Source organism: Kitasatospora sp. NPDC058243 (genome assembly GCF_042882025.1).
Classification (GTDB): Bacteria; Actinomycetota; Actinomycetes; order Streptomycetales; family Streptomycetaceae; genus Kitasatospora.
The window spans coordinates 1-2,947 of the sequence record NZ_JBHVWW010000141.1 but is presented as its reverse complement, the minus strand read 5'-3'; the positions used below and the strand labels follow the sequence as shown (position 1 = coordinate 2,947).

General features: G+C 63.7%; 3 protein-coding genes and 1 pseudogene. 1 reads left to right on the top strand and 3 read right to left on the bottom strand.

The genetic code is table 11. The features are described from left to right. A partial coding sequence (locus ACFVX9_RS39570; RefSeq protein WP_387987120.1) for an alpha/beta fold hydrolase occupies window positions 1-489 on the bottom strand: 489 nt, incomplete at its 3' end. 105 nt (window positions 490-594) lie between these two features. Between ACFVX9_RS39570 and ACFVX9_RS39565 the strand changes: the two genes are divergently transcribed. Beyond that, window positions 595-1,806: an IS701 family transposase gene (locus tag ACFVX9_RS39565; RefSeq protein WP_387987117.1), complete on the top strand. Its 1,212-nt coding sequence runs from the start codon at window positions 595-597 to the stop codon at window positions 1,804-1,806. A 193-nt stretch (window positions 1,807-1,999) separates the two neighbouring features. Here the strand turns inward: ACFVX9_RS39565 and ACFVX9_RS39560 are convergent, their stop codons facing one another. Together ACFVX9_RS39560 and ACFVX9_RS39555 are read right to left on the bottom strand one after the other, a co-directional pair. Beyond that, complete coding sequence (locus tag ACFVX9_RS39560) at window positions 2,000-2,524, bottom strand: hypothetical protein (RefSeq protein ID WP_387987114.1); 525 nt, start codon at window positions 2,522-2,524, stop codon at window positions 2,000-2,002. A 234-nt stretch (window positions 2,525-2,758) separates the two neighbouring features. After that, window positions 2,759-2,947, bottom strand: a pseudogene (locus tag ACFVX9_RS39555) (hypothetical protein); the annotation flags it as partial.

Sequence of the window (2,947 nt, the reverse complement as noted above, 5' to 3'; positions counted from 1 at the left end):
TCTTCTTGGGTGATCCCCCCGGTCCCCGACCACCTTAGCCAGGCCATCCCATTTGGATATGTCGTGCGCATTCAGAATGAGGCTTTCATCGAATCCCTGCACACCCTCCTGTTGCAGCTTTTCCGATATCTGCTCGACACGGTCGAGTACTTCATCGCGGGACTTTCCGAGATGGAACGTATTGTCCCGGTGCCCGGCCCACTCTGCCCACTCTGCCACAGTGTTTCGGCCGTCCTCCGACTGCAGCTCACCGTACGCTTGGCCCATGCCTGTCGGGGGCACGGCGGAGTCCAGGACCGACCGGTCGAGACGGGAAGGGTAAAGACTTCCGTACACTGCGCCAAGGTACGTCCCGTACGAATAGCCTAGATAATTTATATTCTGCTCGCCCAGGGCACCCCGGATAACATCCATATCCCGGGCCGTGTTGCCGGTGTTAAAATACTTCACCCTCTCGGCGCCGCCATTTTTCTTTACGATGCGCGCCATGTATTCTTTCGCCCAAGCGGCCTGTTTATCGAAGACGTTGCCTACTACAGCCGGTCGTTCACGTGACGTGACGGGGGTCGGGCTCGTTGGGGGTGTATGGGGCTGATGCTGCCGCCGGGTCTGGTCCGGCGTGATGAACTGACCGCGGACGAGGTCCGGGCCTGGGATGCGGATCTTGAGGCGCTGTGCGCGTCGGTGGACGATGTGTTCTGCCGGCCTGCGTCGAGGGAGAATCTGCGGGCGATGGTGCGCGGGCTGCTGTCGGATGTGCCGCGCAAGAACATGTGGCAGGTCGCGGAGGCGGCCGGGCATGCTTCGCCGGACCGGCTGCAGGACTTCCTGGCCCGTGCGTCCTGGGACGCAGATGAACTGCGGGACCGGGTAAGAGAGTTCGTGGCGGACTCACTGCAGGCGCCGGACGCCGTGCTCATCGCGGACGAAACCGGCGACATCAAGAAAGGCACCAAGAGCGCCGGGGTCGCCCGCCAGTACACCGGCGTCACCGGACAGGTGGAAAACGCCCAGGTCAGCGTGCACCTGTCCTACGGATCCTCACGCGGAAGAGCGATCATCGACCGTGAACTGTATGCCGGACAGCACTGGGCCGGCCCCGGTGAGGAACACCGCCGCCGCTGCGAGGAGGCCGGGGTGCCCGAAGAGCGGGCCCGCACGGTAGTCACCAAGCCGGAACTGGCCAGACGCATGATCGAGCGCACCCTGGCCGCAGGGGTGCCCTTCACATACTTCCTGGCCGACGAGCTCTACGGCAGCTCGCGGACCCTGCGCGCCTGGCTGGAAGAACACCAGGTCCGCTACGTGCTGGCCATCCCGGAGAACGAGGCACTCCCACTGCCCGACGGCCGCACCCAGCAGGCGCGGCAGCTGTGGACGATAGTGCCCGAAGCGCTGATGGAACGCCGCAGCTGCGCAGACGGCGCCAAGGGCCCACGCGCCTATGACTTCGCCACCGTGGAACTGGCCGGCACCCCCGCCGGACTGGAGCGGACCCTGCTGATCCGCCGCTCCACCGTGCCCAGCAAGAAGAACAAAAACGGCGAACTCGTACCCGAGGTCGCCTACTTCCTGTGCGACCACACCCCCGGCACCACCCTGGCCGCCCTGGTGACCGCCGCCGGCCAGCGATGGATGATCGAGGAGACTTTTCAGGCCGCGAAGAACGAGACCGGCTTTGACCAGCACGAAGTCCGCAAGTGGTGCTCCTGGTACCGGCAGACCACCGTGTGCATGCTCGCCCTCGCCTTCCTCGCCGACGTCCGGAGCCGGCGCATACGCCCCCACCACCACCCCACTCCCTGAACCCGCCGTCCCGGCCCACGGTCAGGAGGAAGCCGCCGTCCCGCTGTCCCTGAACGAGATCCGCCGCATGTACGACCGCCTCGTCCTGGCCCCCGCCCGCGCCGCCAGGACCCGGCTCGCCCTCCGCTGGAACCGCTGGCGACGCCGCCACCAGACCCGAGCCCGCATCAGCCACTACCGCCAACGAAACCACTCACCGTAACAACACCGGCTGTAGTACCGGGCCGTCAATCTTAGGCCGCGGTCCAATATAAGGCTTATTGTCCATCGCCCAGCCCAAGGGGGCATACAGTGGGGTGGATTTACCCGTACCCCGGGGATCGAAACCGATCAGGTCGTAAGCGCCGCGCAGTGAGCTTTTCCTGATATTGTCCGGAATTTTCAGGCCGGAACCGCCTGGACCGCCGGGGTTGTAAAACAGGACCCCCCGGCGCTTCCCTGTGGCCTTGAGCCGACTCAAGGTGACCGAGATCTCTTCACCCTTCGGGCTGTTGTAGTTCAGGGGGACTTTTATCGATGCGCACTGAGCCTCCTCGTCTGCCTCGCACGCCTCCCAGCTGATTTTCTGTGCATAAAATGCCTTCAGCTCTTGCGGGGTGTCGGAGTCGCTTGCATGTGCCGGTGCGGCCGCAGCTACTCCCAGTACTCCCAATGCGGTTGCCCTGCAGGCAGTTGAACGAAGCAGGTCGAAGCCGCTCCTCGCGCGCGTAAGATTCACGATCTGCTCTCCTTGTAATGGCACGGATTAATTACTTCAATTTGCAGAATGATAAGGTCGCCGCAGTGTCACCTGTGTGATGGCTGCATGACGGCGGAATGGTCACTGACTTCGGTAAGTCGAATACTCAGGAAGGCCCGCGGAGGACTGCAGTGAACTGGCCAGCGACAGCAGGCAGGGCAGGTTGACTTCAAGTTCGGAGGGCTGTGACTGGGGCACCGACCGGTTGACGGGTCACCGGCCTACGGGGACTGGGCCGCGCATCCTGTCGCTCATCCACTTCAGGTCGCCGGCAAACAGGGTGTCCGTGTACTTGTACCCGTCGTGGCCGCCCTCGAAGGAAGTCGCCCGGGTCTCTATCGGACCCTTGGTGATCTCCTTGCGGAGCTTCTCGACTGCTGCGGTTTCCTGACTTCCTTCCTT